The sequence below is a fragment of the Spirillospora sp. NPDC000708 genome (assembly GCF_040299565.1).
GTDB lineage: Bacteria > Actinomycetota > Actinomycetes > Streptosporangiales > Streptosporangiaceae > Spirillospora.
On record NZ_JBEPCJ010000250.1, the window covers coordinates 1 to 1,180 of the forward strand.

Below are 1,180 nucleotides of genomic sequence, written 5' to 3' on the forward strand. Positions count from 1 at the left end.
AATATTTCTTTAAAATTTCGGATTTACTTCTTGATGAAAATGAGATTGTACCAAGTACAACTGAAGAATTTTTAAAGTATCACAAGTTCATTACCGAGGATCCAAAAGCCAAATATTGGACTGATGAAGATCTGCTTGAAAGCTTCATTGTGGATTTCCAAGCACAAAATATGTTCATTACGCGAGCAATCAAGCTAGCAAACAAAGAAGAAAAATTTGCTTTGGCGGCTGGTGTAGTCGAACTTTACGGCTACAATCTTCAAGTTATTCGCAACTTGGCAGGTGACTTGGGTAAAAGCGTTGCTGATTTTCATGACGAAGATGAAGATAATGATAATTAGTTTTTACGAAACTGTAGGCTTTAGTTGAATGAGGCTTGCAGTTTGATAATTTTAGCGCGATAATAAGATAAGGAGAATCCCCAAAATGAGTAAGTATAAACATCATTTTAGTCATCATGAACACCACTGTGTACAGCTCGTGCCACTATTTGGTTTACTTTCAGAAAGTGAATTAGTGCAAGTTGAGCAGGTTGTTAATCATAAAATTTTTGAAAAAGGTGAAACAGTCATCAGCCCCTTTGCAGTGCCTCAACTTGCAATTGTGGCGCATGGTACCTTGAAAATATACCAGCTTTCTAGTGCTGGTAAAGAGCAGTTACTACGTGTGATTGAACCTGGTGGATACGCAGGTGAAGACGCCTTGTTTGGAGTAATGAATGATAATCTCTATGGTGAAACATTGGAAGAAACGCAAATTTGCTTTTTGCGACAACAAGATTTCAAAAATTTGTTGTTAAAATATCCCGAGCTCAGTTTGAAATTGCTTGAAACCACCGTGAGAAGAGCTGCGGAAATGCAATATCAAGCACAATTTCTCATGATGGAAGATGTTGAAAGTCGAATCGCTAATTATCTTTTGCAACTCGTCAAAGTAGTAGATTCAAATTCTGTTATGATTCCAATGAAAATGAAAGATCTTGCAACGTTCATCGGAACAACTCCCGAAACTATTTCTCGTAAGTTCAAAATACTCGAAGAAAAAGGATTCATTGAGCGCCGAGGAAAGATAATCAAAATACTAGATATTGATAGCCTTGAAGATGATTACGCTTAAAATGGTCTAAAGAGCCAATAGATTCTGATCCTACACAAGATCCAGACCTAATGCCAGATTCGAC

At 37.0% G+C, this 1,180-nt stretch carries 2 protein-coding genes; both read left to right on the forward strand.

What is annotated here, in order from left to right:
- Positions 1 to 341 (forward strand): hypothetical protein (locus ABT299_RS52765; protein ID WP_500255495.1); only part of this gene is annotated, 341 nt, incomplete at its 5' end.
- Between the two features lie 85 nt (positions 342 to 426).
- Entirely contained in the window at positions 427 to 1,116 is a 690-nt protein-coding gene (locus ABT299_RS52770; protein ID WP_011834689.1) for a Crp/Fnr family transcriptional regulator, read from the forward strand.
- Positions 1,117 to 1,180: the final 64 nt, after the last annotated feature.